General features: G+C 35.6%; 18 protein-coding genes. 7 read left to right on the top strand and 11 right to left on the bottom strand.

What is annotated here, in order from left to right:
* Positions 1-96 precede the first annotated feature (96 nt).
* Entirely contained in the window at positions 97-840 is a 744-nt protein-coding gene (locus AC6CHH_RS09655; protein ID WP_498282233.1) for a DeoR/GlpR family DNA-binding transcription regulator, read from the top strand.
* On the opposite strand, the gene AC6CHH_RS09650 is transcribed toward AC6CHH_RS09655, so the two are convergent.
* The 3 genes from AC6CHH_RS09650 to AC6CHH_RS09640 are packed head-to-tail and all read right to left on the bottom strand — an operon-like array spanning position 837 to position 4,763.
* Entirely contained in the window at positions 837-1,958 is a 1,122-nt protein-coding gene (locus AC6CHH_RS09650; protein ID WP_498282231.1) for a CapA family protein, read from the bottom strand. The two genes, AC6CHH_RS09655 and AC6CHH_RS09650, sit on opposite strands and share 4 nt — an antisense overlap.
* Positions 1,936-3,309 carry a hypothetical protein gene (locus AC6CHH_RS09645; protein ID WP_498282229.1) on the bottom strand — a complete coding sequence of 458 codons (1,374 nt, stop codon included), beginning with the start codon at positions 3,307-3,309 and terminating at the stop codon, positions 1,936-1,938. The genes AC6CHH_RS09650 and AC6CHH_RS09645 overlap by 23 nt, the downstream gene beginning before the upstream one ends.
* The gene (locus AC6CHH_RS09640; protein ID WP_498282227.1) at positions 3,309-4,763 is read right to left on the bottom strand and encodes a lipopolysaccharide biosynthesis protein; all 1,455 of its coding nucleotides are present in this window, start codon (positions 4,761-4,763) and stop codon (positions 3,309-3,311) included. Before AC6CHH_RS09640 ends, AC6CHH_RS09645 begins: the two co-directional genes overlap by 1 nt.
* Positions 4,764-4,802: 39 nt before the next feature.
* On the opposite strand from AC6CHH_RS09640, the gene AC6CHH_RS09635 reads away from it, so the two are divergent.
* Positions 4,803-5,810 (top strand): sugar transferase, encoded by a 1,008-nt coding sequence (locus tag AC6CHH_RS09635; protein ID WP_498282225.1) that lies wholly within the window; start codon positions 4,803-4,805, stop codon positions 5,808-5,810.
* Here the strand turns inward: AC6CHH_RS09635 and AC6CHH_RS09630 are convergent.
* Positions 5,807-6,502, bottom strand: a complete 696-nt coding sequence (locus AC6CHH_RS09630; protein WP_498282223.1) for an FkbM family methyltransferase — start codon at positions 6,500-6,502, stop codon at positions 5,807-5,809. The two genes, AC6CHH_RS09635 and AC6CHH_RS09630, sit on opposite strands and share 4 nt — an antisense overlap.
* Before the next feature lie 144 nt (positions 6,503-6,646).
* Here AC6CHH_RS09630 and AC6CHH_RS09625 point away from each other — a divergent pair, with 144 nt between their 5' ends.
* The 4 genes from AC6CHH_RS09625 (at position 6,647) to AC6CHH_RS09610 (ending at position 9,164) form a co-directional block, all read left to right on the top strand.
* Positions 6,647-7,399 carry a glycosyltransferase family 2 protein gene (locus AC6CHH_RS09625; RefSeq protein WP_498282221.1) on the top strand — a complete coding sequence of 251 codons (753 nt, stop codon included), beginning with the start codon at positions 6,647-6,649 and terminating at the stop codon, positions 7,397-7,399.
* Positions 7,380-7,616, top strand: coding sequence for a DUF3820 family protein (locus tag AC6CHH_RS09620; protein ID WP_498282219.1), 237 nt, complete (start codon positions 7,380-7,382; stop codon positions 7,614-7,616). Before AC6CHH_RS09625 ends, AC6CHH_RS09620 begins: the two co-directional genes overlap by 20 nt.
* A 153-nt stretch (positions 7,617-7,769) precedes the next feature.
* Entirely contained in the window at positions 7,770-8,741 is a 972-nt protein-coding gene (trhO, locus tag AC6CHH_RS09615) for an oxygen-dependent tRNA uridine(34) hydroxylase TrhO (protein WP_498282217.1), read from the top strand.
* An 81-nt stretch (positions 8,742-8,822) separates the two neighbouring features.
* A complete protein-coding gene (locus AC6CHH_RS09610) occupies positions 8,823-9,164 on the top strand; it encodes a TM2 domain-containing protein (RefSeq protein ID WP_498282215.1) in 342 nt (113 codons plus the stop codon).
* A gap of 44 nt (positions 9,165-9,208) precedes the next feature.
* Here the strand turns inward: AC6CHH_RS09610 and AC6CHH_RS09605 are convergent, their stop codons facing one another.
* Together AC6CHH_RS09605 and trmB are read right to left on the bottom strand one after the other, a co-directional pair.
* Positions 9,209-10,654 carry a M28 family peptidase gene (locus tag AC6CHH_RS09605; protein WP_498282213.1) on the bottom strand — a complete coding sequence of 482 codons (1,446 nt, stop codon included), beginning with the start codon at positions 10,652-10,654 and terminating at the stop codon, positions 9,209-9,211.
* 25 nt (positions 10,655-10,679) lie between these two features.
* Complete coding sequence (gene trmB, locus AC6CHH_RS09600; RefSeq protein WP_498282211.1) at positions 10,680-11,336, bottom strand: tRNA (guanosine(46)-N7)-methyltransferase TrmB; 657 nt, start codon at positions 11,334-11,336, stop codon at positions 10,680-10,682.
* 56 nt (positions 11,337-11,392) lie between these two features.
* Between trmB and AC6CHH_RS09595 the strand changes: the two genes are divergently transcribed.
* On the top strand, positions 11,393-12,328 hold the full coding sequence (locus tag AC6CHH_RS09595) for a GDP-L-fucose synthase family protein (protein WP_498282209.1): 936 nt from the start codon (positions 11,393-11,395) through the stop codon (positions 12,326-12,328).
* A gap of 17 nt (positions 12,329-12,345) precedes the next feature.
* Here AC6CHH_RS09595 and AC6CHH_RS09590 read toward each other — a convergent pair whose 3' ends face one another.
* From AC6CHH_RS09590 to AC6CHH_RS09570, 5 genes are all read right to left on the bottom strand, one after another.
* A complete protein-coding gene (locus AC6CHH_RS09590; protein WP_498282207.1) occupies positions 12,346-12,900 on the bottom strand; it encodes a hypothetical protein in 555 nt (184 codons plus the stop codon).
* A 5-nt stretch (positions 12,901-12,905) separates the two neighbouring features.
* Complete coding sequence (locus tag AC6CHH_RS09585) at positions 12,906-13,367, bottom strand: hypothetical protein (RefSeq protein ID WP_498282205.1); 462 nt, start codon at positions 13,365-13,367, stop codon at positions 12,906-12,908.
* A gap of 92 nt (positions 13,368-13,459) precedes the next feature.
* Positions 13,460-13,729 (bottom strand): YtxH domain-containing protein, encoded by a 270-nt coding sequence (locus tag AC6CHH_RS09580; RefSeq protein ID WP_498282203.1) that lies wholly within the window; start codon positions 13,727-13,729, stop codon positions 13,460-13,462.
* 250 nt (positions 13,730-13,979) lie between these two features.
* On the bottom strand, positions 13,980-14,609 hold the full coding sequence (locus tag AC6CHH_RS09575; protein ID WP_498282201.1) for a rhomboid family intramembrane serine protease: 630 nt from the start codon (positions 14,607-14,609) through the stop codon (positions 13,980-13,982).
* Positions 14,610-15,260 (bottom strand): LutC/YkgG family protein, encoded by a 651-nt coding sequence (locus AC6CHH_RS09570; RefSeq protein WP_498282199.1) that lies wholly within the window; start codon positions 15,258-15,260, stop codon positions 14,610-14,612.
* Positions 15,261-15,289 lie beyond the last annotated feature (29 nt).

Here is a 15,289-nt window from a genome sequence, read left to right as displayed (position 1 = left end):
GAGATTCAAGACTAAAACAATTATTGACCAAAAAAAACAGGATGACGAACAAAGTTAAATTCTGAAATATTTTTTTATATAAACTATAAATAAATTATGTTAAAAGAAGAAAGACAAGCATACATTATTCACCAAATCAACATACACAATAAAGTTCTTTCCTCAGACCTTAGTGTACAATTAAATGTGTCAGAGGACACTATTCGAAGGGATTTGAACGAACTTGCTGAAAGTGGAAAAGTACTCAAAGTTTATGGAGGTGCCTTATCAAAATCATTCCAATATCCTTTCCAAGAAGGGAATGTATATGCAAAGGAAGCAAAAAAGGAAATCGCAACAAAAGCTATTTCCTTAATCCAAAATGGAATGACCGTTCTAGTCGGTGGAGGTACAAGTATGATTGAATTAGCTAGGTTAATCCCAAAAGACATTCAATGTATTTTTTTTACCATTAGTCCATTGGTTGCTTTAGAATTAGCTGAAAAGGAAAACCTCGAAGTTATTCTACTAGGAGGAAAACTTTCTAGAAATACAAATGTAGTCTCAGGATCACAGGTGGTTAATGAATTATCCCAAATCAAGGTAGATTTATGTCTATTAGGGACAAATAGTTTATCCGTCGAAGAAGGGATTACGGACTCTGATTGGGAAGTTGTTCAAATTAAAAAAGCAATGGTAAAATGTTCCCAAAAGCTTGGGGTGTTGAGTATTGTTGAAAAATTGAATTCTAACCAAAAATTGCGTGTTTGTCCGTTGAAAGATATTACCTATCTAATTACAGACATGCCACCGAAACACCCTAGTTTAGACGAATTCAATAAGCAGATAACAGTGATTTAATACGTGTTATTTTGTTTCATTTTATACCTGATGGCTCGTTCGACGAGCCATTTATTACTTTCGATGAATTGGTTATGCCATAGCATTTGATAGTCAATCGTTCGATTAAAAATTACTCTTTTTACATGTTTTAGCAATTTAACGGGCCCATAACCTGCTAGTCCATTAAAAGGTTTTGCGTAATAAGCAGCATGGTGTTCTTGCCAATCATTTAGTGCCTTTTGATTCACATAATCCTCGTAATCTTCTGCGTTTAATTTTGAATTCAGTTCAGAGATTAATTTTTGAGAATAGTCATCACCTTTTAGATCAACAATAACATCTTTTTTTTCAAGCACATGGACCTTATAGCTAAAAAGCTGTTTATGCCTAAAATTAAGCTCTAGCATAGCACCTACATTCCAAGATGGAGCATGTGTCGGATAGTCAAAATAGAAATTACCTAAACTATAACAAATCAACCTGTCCCGATATTCTTCTATTCCTTGGATAACATGGGGGTGATGTGCTACGACAACATCTGCTCCCAGATCAATAATTTCCCTAAAACGAGCTCTCCATTCAGGAATAGGAACATCTAACATTTCTACTCCCGCATGAATTTGGACAATAAGCACATCAACTTGTTCTTTATAGTGAGCTATATCACCATTTACGCGCGGATGATTAATCCAAGCATGACCAAACTCCCTATCTCCGTTTAATGCTCCAAAACCATTTTCACCATAAGCCACAAATCCATAAATTACACCATCAATCTCTCTTGTGGTTAAATCATAAGCCTCCTCAGGAGAGCCTACACCCAGAGACTGCCCTTTCTTAAAGGATTTCATTGTTTCTTTTAACCCTTGATCTGAATAATCATAAATATGATTGTTTGCCAATGAAAAAATATTAAACCCTAAGTCTCCTAATATTTTTGGCGCCCTCTGAAGTTGAGAAATCACGGGGCCAGTCTTGTTAATTGCTGTCCCAAATCCTGTCAGAGGAGCTTCAAAGTTACACCCACAAATCACAGAAGAAGCAATCAGTTCCTTTAAAGATTCTGTGAATTCAGGAACAGTGTTCAGAACCGCATCACCTGCGAATAAAAATTTATGATTTGGTTGACCTGTCATCTCTTTTTAGTAATAAAGTTTCAATAGGTTTTATGGTAATATAAGCAAAATATGCTTCTAAAAGTTTATTTCTAGCACCTAAAAGCTTTAACACACCTTTCACCTTAGGTGTATGCATTAAGGTCTGAAAAATTCGCTCCTTTGGGTTAATCTGCATGATTTTGTTATTTATCCAACTCACATATTCAGGACGAATAACTTCTCTTAATACATGAATATTTAACGGTTGCAAACGCTCATGCAATAAGGCATAATAATTTAAACTATTTTGATAAGTAAATTGATGCTTTTCTTCCTCAAATAACAAGTTATGCTTTCTAAAATAATCACGCTGCCAAGCTCTATTTTCCTTCCGTTGTGTAGGTAGGTTGAGCATACTCAGTGCTATATCCTGGTCCAAAAATGGTGAATATCCTGGGTAACCCATTTCATTAGGAACCGAAATTAAGTATTGAAGCATCATCATCTTCGTTCGCATAGCTGTAATGATTCGAAAATCAGGGTCCTTAAAATTGTCCCTTTGCCTATCAAAGATAGGCTCCACAATACCCGAATAATCCACATGAGTTGCCAATCTAGAGTTTGCACTCATTCCATGGGTATAACCTAAGGTACGATATTCAGCAACGGTACTTATTTCCGGAACCTTAACAGCACCAGCCCAAGCATCTCCAATTATTCCACTTAAGAGTTGAAGCTTTTGCCCAGATTCTATTTCTTGAATTATTTTATAAAATTCCATATGATAGGTTCCAGAGGCAGCAACGGCTGGTCCGAATTGATTGTACCAATCATCCATATAGATATTGAATTTACCTAGTGGTATTCGCTTCCATTGCGTTGAGAGTCTTTCCGAGAGCAATTCTGCATAGACCGATTCTCTTGATTTATTCTGATTATAAGAAGTACCATACGTATATGAATGAATCCGACTTTTATCTTCTATAAGAATATTCATCAATCTTGAATCAAAGCCGCCGCTAGTGGGAATAAGAATATCTTCTGAAAAAGAATTTGCCCATCTATTCACAGCAGAATGAATCTTATCCATTACGTCATGTTCATTGGATTTTCTTCCAATGAAATTTATTACCTCATCAGTTTCTTCTTTGACCAGTAACTGACCATCTTTTGAAACGAGAATTTGGTTAGGCAAAAGGAATTTCACGTGTTTCACAGGTGTATGGCCAAAAACACTATATCCAAAATCTAGATAGGCAGATAATCCTTCTGGATCAATTTCCAAATTAGAATAATCAATAACCTCATTAATATTACTGCTGGATTTAGACGTTTTCTCATTATAAAAAATAGTCTGATAACCCAACCAATTACTTTTTGCAACTATCATTAAGCTTTCTTAGAAATTTTCGTTTTTATTATACCCAATAACTCCATCCAAATTTCATTCTTCAGAAGCTGATTAATCCCAATATACAGGATTACGAATATAAGGCTTTGAGAGATAATAAGCAGTAAATCGTGGGTAATCAGGTCAAAATATAACGGCAGATAGGCGATCCCTGCGGCAAATGAACTGATTAAAAAGCAGGGCAAAATATCTTTTAACTGGGAAAGGAAGCCATATCCATAAATTTTCGAGCTCATTGTTGTAGAAATAATATAACACACAACCCTTACCGCAATTTGTCCATAAATAATCATCGATAGACCGTGTTTATAGGTAAGGAACAAGAGAACGATTGCCATCGAAATTTTCAAAATTTCCAATACAAGTGAGAACTGAGATCTCCCTTTGATGTTTAGAAAATTTACATTCATGTCGGTCAATGAGATAAACAAGGCAGCAAAACACAACAATTGAAAAATCGAGACAGCCGGTAACCAAGTCTCTGTGAGCACAAAAACAAAAGCCGGTTTGGCCACACATATTGAGAGTAAGGCCGCCGGAAAGAGCACAAACGCTAGGGTAGACATGGTTTTTCTACAGGCATTTAGGAACCTGGGGTAGTCGTCCTGAATTGGTGTAAGAGTGGAAAGGGTAGTTCCCTGAATAATAGACGAGATCAATAGATTTGGTGTCTCCCCCCATTTATTACCTTGTTGATAATAACCTGTCTGGGAAAGGGTATAGTATTGCCCGATAAACGAAACATATAATGGTGAGAGAATTTTCCCTAACATATTAGAACCCATAAAGGACAAGGAGAACGCCAAATGTTTCTTCAAGGAAGCAAGATTAAAAGCAAAGTTAATCCGCCAATCGCCCCAAATCCAAAGCATCAAGCTACGAAAAAGTGAATTAAGTACAGGTTGTAATAATAGGGCCCAGACAGCCAAACCCATAAGCGCCAAAATAACAGTAACAATACCAGCCGCTAAGATTGAAAGCACATTGATCCTCGCTGTAATTTTAAACTGAAAATTCTTTAGGATTTTAACATACTGCACGATGCCAAAAGCTTGAACTATAAGTTGAAGAAAAAGTATGCGGGCATAGGATGCCAACCCACTTATTTCATAATATTTTTCAAGAAAAGGAGCTGCAAAAAAGAGAATTAAGTACAACCCTAAGCTCACCACCAAGTTAAACACAAACATGGTGGAATAATCCTGCTCCTCCACCACCTTCGCTCGCACAAGAGAGGTCGCAAACCCACTATCTACAAAAGCGGTCGCAATAGTGGAAAATATCAAGAGTACACCGATAACACCAAAATCTTCCGGAAGGATTATTCTCGCTGTAATAATCGTAACAATGATTACGATAGCCTGATTTCCAATTCTGTCTAGTGCATTCCAGAAAAGACCATTTATGGTGACGCTCTTTGTATTTTCGCTCATGAATATATTTGATTAGCAAATTTAGGAAAGATTATTGTAGTGTATAACAAAAAAGGAATTATCCAAGAGCAATACTGGAATAACTCCATATATTTGAAAAGAATAGATAGATATTATATTTACATGTTAGCACCAATAGCCTTATTTGTTTACAATAGACCCATTCATACACGAAAAACTTTAATGGCACTTGAGGCCAATAGACTTGCCGAACAGTCCGATATTTATATATTCTCTGATGCGGCAAAAACAGCTTTGGATATTGAAAATGTAAATAAAGTACGAGCTATTTTACGGGAGCCTTGGAAATTTAAGCATATTTTTATTATTGAACGGTCCCAAAATAAAGGTTTAGCGAACAGCATCATTGATGGAGTATCTCAAGTGGTCCAAAAGCATGGAAAAATAATTGTTCTTGAGGATGATCTTGAAACTTCTCCATTTGCATTGGAGTATTTCAATGAAGCCCTCAATTATTATCAGAATGATGAGAGGGTGATGGAAATTTCAGGTTATATGTATCCCATAGCCCAAGATAGAAAACTCCCTCAAACCTTTTTCTTCCGGGTAGCAAATAGTTGGGGATGGGCAACTTGGGAAAGAGCCTGGAAACATTTTAATCCCGATATAGGAGAGCTTACCAAAAACTTCAAGAGAAAAGATAGGAAAGCTTTCAGCGTGGAAGGATCCGAAAATTTTTGGAAGCAAGTAAAACAGTTTAAAGCAGGAAAAATCAATTCATGGGCTATTCGTTGGTATTTATCTGTATTCAATAAACAAGGACTGGTGTTATACCCCAGAGTTTCTTACATTCAAAACACGGGAACGGATGGCTCAGGAACACACTCTGATGTGGATCAAGTCTACAGAGTGACGTTAGCTAAGAAGACGGCAAGAAAATACCCTTCGATTGTCGAGGAAGATCCTATTGCAGTCCAGGCAATCAAACATTTTTACAACAATAGAAAAGGTACATTTTTTGAAAGGCTCGCTAGATTTATTGAAAAAAAACTGGCGCAACGAAAAATCAAAAAGGCTTCACATTAATCAAGTTCTATTCTTTTAAAAAACAAGGTTCTTTTAGTCTTAGAAATTAACTCATATTTTTGACTTAACATAAATTGATATACCTCTGATTCCTGTAATCTAGCCACAATTAATTCTTCCTCAACAAGCACAAAGGTAGGACGGTACTTTTTCCAATCATTTGAATTTAAAACGATAAGGTCAAAACCTTCCGCATCAACTGAAAGAAAATCAATCAGTTGACCTTGGGGGACATGTTTCTCAAGGACTTGGGCTAATGGTAGGGTTGGAACTGAAATTGTTTTTACTAAATAATATTTTGCATTTAGACCGTCTCTTTGTTCTGAAATCTGTTGCGAGAAACCATTCAAAGCAGGCTCATTAAAACAATAATACGTCAAACTTTGAGGACTTTCACTAATTCCGATATTTAAATTTATATCCCTCCTTCTAAACCAGTTAAACCACTTCATTGCCTCTGGAGAAGGTTCAATATTGATTCCCTTCCACCCCTTTTGATAGAAATACATCGTATTTGAAAACCGAAATGGATGATGTGCGCCAACGTCCACATAAAAGCCCTTATAGCCTTTTTTTGCTTCATAAAAGCCGCGAATTACCATATCTTCCCCTTCTTGGGAATAAGAACGAGCATGAAAGAATTTATGTATTGGAAAATAAGTAAGTATCGCTTTTTTTAGCTTTGCAATCATAAAATTTAATTTTCGAAATCAGTATATTTTAAAGTTTAATGTACACTATTTTTTTTTCTTTTTAGAGAATCCATAAATTCTGAACATTTTTTAACAATCTATCCCTATTTTTGTGAGGTTTTACATTATTCAGAATTTAATCACATGGATTATCCAAAAGTTTCTATTATTACCATCGTATATAATAACTTACGTGATATACGGTATACATTAGATTCGCTCAAAAACCAAACTTATTCCAATATTGAATATATTGTAATTGATGGCAAATCCAACGATGGAACTTTAGAGGTAATTAATGAATACAAAGATTGTATTTCAAAATTAGTTTCTGAAAAAGATAACGGCATATATGACGCCATGAATAAAGGACTTGGCCTAGCAACAGGTGAGTATGTTATGTTCTTAAATTCTGGTGATGAATTTTATGATTCCCATACACTGGAACATATATTTACGAGAGATCAACAAGCAGATATTTATTATGGTGAAACCAAATTAATAAATGAAGAAAGACATATTATTGCAGACAGAAGACATCGGGTTCCCAAGGAATTCAATTGGAAATCTTTTCGGTATGGAATGAATATCTGCCACCAAGCAATTTATATTAAACGAAGCTTAACATCAGCTTACGATTTGCAGTACCAACTCAGTTCTGATATTGATTGGGTTATCCGTGCTGCAAAACGAGCAAAAACAATCGTAAATGTCAACCAATATGTTGCAAAATATTTAGTGGGTGGGATGACACAGAAAAAACATGCGCAAGGGTTGAGGGAACGTTATAACATTTTCAAAAAATACTATGGTTTTATCCCGAACATTTTCAACCATTTGGTGATTGCAATCCGGCTTATTATATATCGAATTACACATGGCAAAACAAGAGAATAACTTTTTTAATCCCAATATATTAGTAGAGCTTGCAAACACAAAAATGCCTTATGGAAAATTCCAAGGGTACCTGCTTTGTCATCTACCAGAACCCTACCTCGTTTGGTACAAGAAAAAAGGCTTTCCCGAAGGCAAGCTAGGTGTTCAGCTTGAGACGCTATATGAGATCAAACTTAATGGTCTCGAGTATTTATTAATGCCTTTGATTAAAAAATAGCCTTGAAATTGTTTTTAGAACAGGAATTGAGGCACTGGATATCGAAAGAGCAATCAATTAAGCCTATTCTCAAGTTGACCAGTTCTTCTCAAATACTTATCTTTGCATAAACTTTTAACATTAAACGCCGTTTGCAGCGGTATCAATGACTATATGGCACAATTTCAAACACTGCTGTACTATTGTTACAGCCCTATCCAAAATGCAGAAAAGTTTGCAGAAGAACATCTAACATTTTGTAAATCTTTAGGTTTAACTGGTCGAATTATTGTCGCCGAGGAAGGTCTGAATGGAACAGTTTCAGGCACTCCGGAGGCTTGTCAAGCTTATATGGATCATATAAGAGAAGATTCAAGATTTGCAAAAACTGAATTCAAAATTGATCATGTAGAAGAACCTTCTTTTATAAAAATGCATTGTCGTTACAAAGAAGAGATCGTCCATTCTGGACTTCGAGATCCAAGAATTATCAATCCAAACATAGAAACTGGCAAGCACTTAGAGCCCAAAGATTTCATGGAAATGAAAGATCAACAGGATGTAGTTGTTCTAGATGTTCGATCAAATTATGAACATCATGTCGGTCGATTCAAGAATGCTGTGACATTAGACATTGAGAACTTTCGAGAGTTTCCAGAGAAAATAAAAGAATTAGAACGATATAAAGGGAAGAAAATTCTGACCTACTGTACAGGGGGAATTAAATGCGAAAAAGCATCTGCGCTTCTTTTAAAGGAAGGCTTTGAAGAGGTGTACCAATTGCATGGAGGAATCATAAAGTATGGAAAAGAAGCTGGAGGAAAGGATTTTGAAGGAGAATGTTATGTCTTTGACAACCGTGTTACTGTTCCTGTAAATTCAGTAAACCCAACTGTTGTTTCTACCTGTAGAAATTGTGGGAAAACCACAAAAAAAATGATCAATTGTGCAAATGCTGTGTGCAACGAGCACTTTACACAATGTGAAGAGTGTGGCTGGGAGCTAGAAGGATGTTGTTCAACGGAATGCCAATCTAACCCCAAGAAACGAGAATACGATGGCACCGGATACTATGTCAAGATTCCACAACCGGTTAATAGTGAAAAAATATCCAAACGCAAACATAAAAAAATGACTAATATCTAAATATTTCTTTATTTTTACGAAAAAATCCATTTATATTCATCTCATAAATGGATTTTTTTAATCTATACTAACCAAAAAAATATGGAAAGCCATAAAGTTGATGTGTTTTTAATCTCAAATAATAAGTTTTTTGAATCTTATCAATTAATGGAGATTAGGTCAATGTTACTTAATGTAGATGATAGCAAGTTTCAAAATATTCATACGCAAAACTTTCATGACCCAACCGTTATGCTTATTGTGTCCATTTTGGTGGGAGCATTTGGCGTGGATCGGTTTTTAATCGGTGATATTGGGCTAGGAATCCTTAAATTACTTACTTTTGGCGGGTTAGGAATATGGACAATTATTGACTGGTTTTTAATTATGAAAACGACAAAAATTAAAAACTTTAAAAAAATCCTCCAAGCTTTACATTACTAGTTAAAAAGATTTCTGGTCATAATTGAATCACAACTAGCTTGGTTTTAATCTTGCTCCTTCCAATGCCAGTCGCCAGAAATAACCAATGGTTCTTTAAGTCCATAGGACTCTAGGAATTTCACTATCTCCTGCTCATTTTGTTGTTGAATGGGTAAATCCTTTTGGTTTGCTAAACTGTAAAGATAGCTCAACCCTACTCGAATTGTTTGTTTTAAACCTGCTGGATCTATCAAATTGAAAAGATCTTTATTAGAATGATAATACATTCCTGCATTATTCGGAAGTTTACCTCCCCGAGCCGTACCTGTAGCAATTCCTTTTAGCATAAATGGCTGATGATCGCTATGTAAACCTACATCAATTGTATTAACGTTTTTAAACTCAGGATCAATTTGAGCATAAACTTGACCCCACGCATCCATTATGGATTTCATTTCAACCCTAGAGCTAGAAAAACCAATTGGAGCATTAACCATATCAAAATTTAGCATGTATTTAATCTGATTGATTTCTCCATTTTCGACAGCCTGATTAATATAGGCTTTTGACCCCAACAGCCCTTGTTCTTCGCCCATAAAAAGAACGAAATCAATCGACCTCTTACTTTTTAACTTGAGCTTTGTAAAGGTTCTTGCTATATCAATTACTGCAAACGATCCTAGTCCATTGTCGATCGCCCCTGTAGCTAAATCCCAACTGTCTAAGTGTCCTCCGATTACAATTCGTTCCTCAGGTAGCTCGGACCCTTGAATATGAACAATGATATTTCGAGCAGTCGACTCCGCTGTCTTATTTTTCATAAGAATTTCAGCAGAAACTGGATTGGACTTTAATAACTCTTTCCATTTCATACCGGTTTCAAGACCAATACAGATGGCAGGAATCTCGATGAGTTGACCCGTAATAGACGCTGTTCCGGTAAGAAGAACGTTTTCTTTGACACTATTAATAAAAATTACCCCTTTTGCGCCGTATCGGATGGCGAGAGCGGTTTTTTCTGATCGATGAAGATTCTTAAGGCTTTTGTCTGAATTTGGCAGAATGTGCAGAAAAACTAGGGCAAGTTTTCCCTTGATAGTTTTTCCTACTCTTTGGTAATCTACCTCCAACCCATTGCCAAGATCAACAAGCTCACCATTAAGGTTTGCCTGAATAGGGGAATGGGCTAGTGAAACCGCGTCGACTGATTTTCCATTGAATCTTAACGTTAAGGACTCTCTTTGCCAGCTTTGGGTATTAAACGGCTGGAAGCGAACTTCAAGTCCATATGACTTCAAAAGTTCAAACACATATTCTTCTGCCTTATTTCCATTTTCAGAACCAGTCAACCGATGCCCTAAAGTCTCTGTACTATATTTCAATCGTTCATATGCTTCTGAATTGATATTCACTTCATCATAGATGTTTTGGTAGATTGACTTTAAATCATCTTGTGCAAATGATATATGGGCTAAAAAAAGAAAAAGAAAAAAGAAAATTTTCGACTTCATAAATCAATTTTAGAAATAGTATGATTTAAGCTTTTTTAAATTTCCACTGGACATAATTGATGTTTTTATCCTGAGCCAAATATTTTTTTTCATAATATGTTTTAATTGAAAGAACTTGGTCAAGGAACTCAGACTGGTATAAATTTATCGTCTGCTTAAGGATCGGAAGTTGTTGTAAACTAATTTGTTCCAATGTATACGCATAAAACCCATCATTATCAGTTTTTAAGTGCATTACCCCATCCGGTTTCAAAATTCGCTTATAGCGTTCCAAAAACACGGGATTAGTTAACCGCTTTTTTTCTCTGCTATCTTGGGGTTGAGGATCGGGAAAGGTAATCCAGATTTCGGAGATCTCATCCTGCTGAAAATATTCCAAAATTGTCTCAATTTGAATCCGAAGGAATCCGACGTTTTCAATTTCGTCTTCTAATGCGGTCTTTGCACCACGCCAAATTCGATTTCCTTTGTAATCGATTCCTAAAAAATTCTTGTCAGGAAACATTTTCGCCAGGTTGACGGTATATTCACCTTTACCGCATGCTAATTCCAAAATTAATGGTTTTTCATTTTTAAAAAACGATGAGCACCACTTTCCTTTAAACACTTTTCCTTCATCAAGTTGTACGACATTTTTGAATGTGGCAACCTCAGCAAATTTTCTTAGTTTATCCTTACCCATACCTGATATTTATGTCGCAAAATTAACCTTATATTTGTATGAAACAATAGATTCTAGTGGAAAAACAATCGAAAATTTACATAGCGGGTCATAGAGGAATGGTTGGTTCAGCCATATTAAGAAAATTAGAAGAACTTGGTTATACTAATTTTGTTCTTCGGACCTCAGAAGAGCTAGATCTTCGCGATCAACAAGCCGTGAAAACATTTTTTGAGGAACAAAAACCGGATTACGTTTTTCTAGCAGCTGCCAAAGTAGGTGGCATCATGGCCAATAACACCTATAGAGCAGATTTCATCTACCAAAATTTAGCTATTCAAAATAATGTTATTCATTTTGCGCATGAATCAAAAGTTAAAAAATTAATGTTTCTTGGATCAAGTTGTATTTACCCAAAAATGGCGCCTCAACCCCTAAAGGAAGATTCATTATTAACAGGCCCTTTGGAATATAGCAATGAACCATATGCAATTGCAAAGATCGCAGGCATAAAAATGTGTGAGTCTTATCGTCTTCAATATGGAGATAATTTTATCGCTGTGATGCCAACCAATTTATATGGGATAAATGATAATTATCATCCTCAAAATTCACATGTACTCCCGGCCCTTATCCGTAAATTTCACTTGGCAAAAATTAATCATGAACCAACAGTAACAGTGTGGGGGTCAGGGAAACCATTACGAGAGTTTTTGTATGCAGACGATTTGGCTGAAGCATGTGTATACCTAATGAACAACTACAGTGATCTTGAATTCGTAAATATCGGCGTAGGCAAAGATATCAGTATTCAACAATTAGCCGAGGTAATTCAAGAGGAGATTGGCTTTCAAGGAAAACTTATTTTTGACGCCAGTAAGCCAGATGGTACACCTAGGAAACTCATGGATGTGAAAAAATTAAATGATTTAGGATGGTCTGCTAAGACATCGCTAAGGGAAGGAATTAAACTAGCTTATCGTGACTATTTAGCAAAATTTAACGCCATATAAGTACACAACGAAGTTCGTTAATATGCTTCGCTGTCCTTTGGGATCCCGTAAATATTATCTTGAACACTTTCTTCTGCCGTAATCATTGGCGGATAATTCCCAACGGGCGAATTACCCGAAGGTTCTTTCTCAGGATTGACAACCTTTTTCTTTTTTTTCTTGGGTTTTATAAAATCCGTTAAAGTACCGATTATTGAAGAAATTTTGTCCCGATTAACTTGGCTTACAGCAGTTTCTGAGGCAAGCATTACCATAGTTTTTTTAAGCCATCCAGATTTTTTCAATAAAGTTTTATTCAAAACAAGTGGTAAAACCAATTGAAGAGTCCTTGTTAACCAATCAGCTTTGGAATTGGTATTGCCCATCGCTGAGAATCCAGAAATTAATCCCCTGATAGAGCTAAGTCCAGGAATATTGGACACTACCATATTAAACATGCGAGCAGGTGCTTCAATTTTATTACGCAACAAACCATATTGATTCAACAAAAATTCTTGCTGCTCATTTTTCTGAATTTTCAATCTTTTGATCTCTTCAGTTAATTCACCAATATTCGTAATTTTGTATTTCATAATTGTTAAACTCCCTGATTTTCTTTGTTAGTCTGTTGTTTCATCTCTGCATTCAGCTCGTCTTCTGTACTGGGTCTTGGATCTTCAGGAACAGAATTATTCTCTGTTTCATCATCATCATCATCCCACTTCGAAAGAATACGTTTGATTGAAAAATCCATAAATTTAGCTTCGAGCTTAGGTTCAAAAGCTTTAATTAGTGCTAGAAAAACAAAAAATATACCTCCAGTAGCTAAAAATCCTAAAGAATAACTACCAAGCAACTCTCCCAAATAAAACCCCAATGCTAATGAAAAAAAGAAAATGATTAGTAGGCTTAATAATATTTTGCTAGCATCAACCACCAAAGAACCAAAAATTCTCGCCATGCGAGAGATGGCTTTCAGCTTTGCCAGTTCGAGTTGGGTCTCAAAATAAGCTTTAGATTTGCTGAAGGTTTCCGAAAATGAAAATTTTTGTTCTTCCATGTATATTTCCCTTACAGGAACTCCAAGGCTCTTTTTTAGAGCCTGGCAGCTCCTACAATATTTGACAATTTTCTAAATTATTTTTTCAAACACTAAGCGTGTTCTATTATTTCCTCATCTAAAGGCAATTCCTCTTTGCCCAATTTCGATTTTAAAGCAGATATAACTTTTTCCTTGAAATCCATCAGCTGATCACATTGCTCTTCGGTACGTTCTTTTATCGCGTCTCCCAAATCAGCTAATGATTCATTAAGTTTGTCTCTAGTTTCACTTCCTTTCTCAGGGGCAAACAAAATTCCTAAAACTGCACCTGCGGCTAAACCAGCCAACAGCGCTGTCACAATTTTACCGTTATCACTCATATTATTCTTGCAATTTAGTTTTTAGACCATTATCATTTGTAATATATAACTTTATAACAAAAAACAGACCGAATCGTTTTAATTATTCGAATTTTTATTGAAAGTCAACAACAGAATACGATTCAACAATCTGAAAATTAGACAATTAAAGCAAACTATTCAAATCTGCTACGAATTCCAATTCTTTTATCTCAAAAAGAATGAATCAGGGTTGTTTAGTATGAGATTTTAATCGGAAAAATGATTAAATCTAAAATTGACTTATAAAGTGCTGTATTACCCAGGGATACAAAATTACGGTAATTATCAGTCCTGTTAATGCGCCAAAAAGATGAGCATCGTGGTTCACACCGTCGTTAGAATTTTTTGAAGCCCAAATGCAATAGCCCAAATAAAGAACTGCGAAAATATATGCTGGCATGGGAATAATAAAGAATATCCCTAACAACATCTTAGGATCAAACAGGATAAAACTAAACAACACTGCACTTATAGCTCCAGAAGCCCCTAAACTATGGTAATGAAAGTTATTCTTGTGTTGTAGAATAGTAGGGATATCACTCAAGATTAATCCGACGAGATAGAGTAAGGCAAACAATAGGTGGCCAATCGGTCCACTTGCTGTTACAAAAATACTTTCCAGACCAAATCCAAAATAATAAAAGGTGATCATATTGAATAAAAGATGTGTCCAATCCTTATGAATCAAACCGCTACTCAATACTAAATACCATTTGCTTTTATCTCTGTAGATCGTATAAGGATGAAGCATTAGTTTTCCAAACCATTGAGGATTTGAAAACACATACACACTTAATCCAATAGTCAGCGCAAATATTAAACTAGATACAGGTAGGTTTATTATATAATGTTGTAGCATTTAAAATCGATCTTCTAATAAAAATAAATAAAGTTCCTTAGGCCCATGAGCTCCTAAAACGAGTCTTTTTTCAATATCTGCTGTACGGCTTGGACCAGTTATTACGGAGACCATTGAGGGAAGACTCTCCCCATATTTCTCTTTGATTAAACTTAGCCCATCCTTTACATCCATGACAAGTTGAGAAGCTTTAGCAATCACAATATGAACTTCAGGATAAATACTTAGTCTCCTTCCAGACTCATTTGCATTGCTAATCAGTATGCTTCCATTCCGTGCAATCAATGCCTCACAAGTTGTAATACTTGCCTCAGCCTCCTCTAGGAAACCTTGTTGAGACATTCGGTGAGGAAATCCATATTGATCTAGAAAAATTTGAAGCTCTTTCTCCCAAACATAAATTTTATTTATCTGAAGTTTCTCTACCAGGATAATCAGGTTCTCAATCAAACTGATTTCTCCATCACAATAGATAAATTTTCCCGAAACATTTGAAAACTCATGAGCAAAAGTAATATCTAAAGGCTCCTGGTCATCTTTATAGAGAGGTGTCTCTTCAAATATGGGATGTGGATTTTCCCTCTTCTGAAGCAGTGCTTGCCGAATTTTCTTCAGCATTTTTTCTTTAGCAGTAGTGTTGCGAATATTCATGCAAGGAGAAAACAGATATGGTCAGACTG

This window comes from Sphingobacterium sp. GQ94 (assembly GCF_059758715.1).
This window is presented reverse-complemented; position numbering and strand designations above follow the sequence as displayed.

Excerpts from the sequence above, each read along its gene's own strand:
- AC6CHH_RS09650 (WP_498282231.1), bottom strand. The coding sequence starts at position 1,958 with ATGACAGGTCAACCAAATCATAAATTTTTATTCGCAGGTGATGCGGTT.
- trhO (WP_498282217.1), top strand. The coding sequence starts at position 7,770 with ATGGCACAATTTCAAACACTGCTGTACTATTGTTACAGCCCTATCCAA.
- AC6CHH_RS09640 (WP_498282227.1), bottom strand. The coding sequence starts at position 4,763 with ATGAGCGAAAATACAAAGAGCGTCACCATAAATGGTCTTTTCTGGAAT.
- AC6CHH_RS09585 (WP_498282205.1), bottom strand. The coding sequence starts at position 13,367 with ATGGAAGAACAAAAATTTTCATTTTCGGAAACCTTCAGCAAATCTAAA.
- AC6CHH_RS09580 (WP_498282203.1), bottom strand. The coding sequence starts at position 13,729 with ATGAGTGATAACGGTAAAATTGTGACAGCGCTGTTGGCTGGTTTAGCC.
- AC6CHH_RS09590 (WP_498282207.1), bottom strand. The coding sequence starts at position 12,900 with ATGAAATACAAAATTACGAATATTGGTGAATTAACTGAAGAGATCAAA.
- AC6CHH_RS09620 (WP_498282219.1), top strand. The coding sequence starts at position 7,380 with ATGGCAAAACAAGAGAATAACTTTTTTAATCCCAATATATTAGTAGAG.
- AC6CHH_RS09605 (WP_498282213.1), bottom strand. The coding sequence starts at position 10,654 with ATGAAGTCGAAAATTTTCTTTTTTCTTTTTCTTTTTTTAGCCCATATA.
- trmB (WP_498282211.1), bottom strand. The coding sequence starts at position 11,336 with ATGGGTAAGGATAAACTAAGAAAATTTGCTGAGGTTGCCACATTCAAA.
- AC6CHH_RS09570 (WP_498282199.1), bottom strand. The coding sequence starts at position 15,260 with ATGAATATTCGCAACACTACTGCTAAAGAAAAAATGCTGAAGAAAATT.
- AC6CHH_RS09645 (WP_498282229.1), bottom strand. The coding sequence starts at position 3,309 with ATGATAGTTGCAAAAAGTAATTGGTTGGGTTATCAGACTATTTTTTAT.
- AC6CHH_RS09625 (WP_498282221.1), top strand. The coding sequence starts at position 6,647 with ATGGATTATCCAAAAGTTTCTATTATTACCATCGTATATAATAACTTA.
- AC6CHH_RS09610 (WP_498282215.1), top strand. The coding sequence starts at position 8,823 with ATGGAAAGCCATAAAGTTGATGTGTTTTTAATCTCAAATAATAAGTTT.
- AC6CHH_RS09655 (WP_498282233.1), top strand. The coding sequence starts at position 97 with ATGTTAAAAGAAGAAAGACAAGCATACATTATTCACCAAATCAACATA.
- AC6CHH_RS09575 (WP_498282201.1), bottom strand. The coding sequence starts at position 14,609 with ATGCTACAACATTATATAATAAACCTACCTGTATCTAGTTTAATATTT.
- AC6CHH_RS09630 (WP_498282223.1), bottom strand. The coding sequence starts at position 6,502 with ATGATTGCAAAGCTAAAAAAAGCGATACTTACTTATTTTCCAATACAT.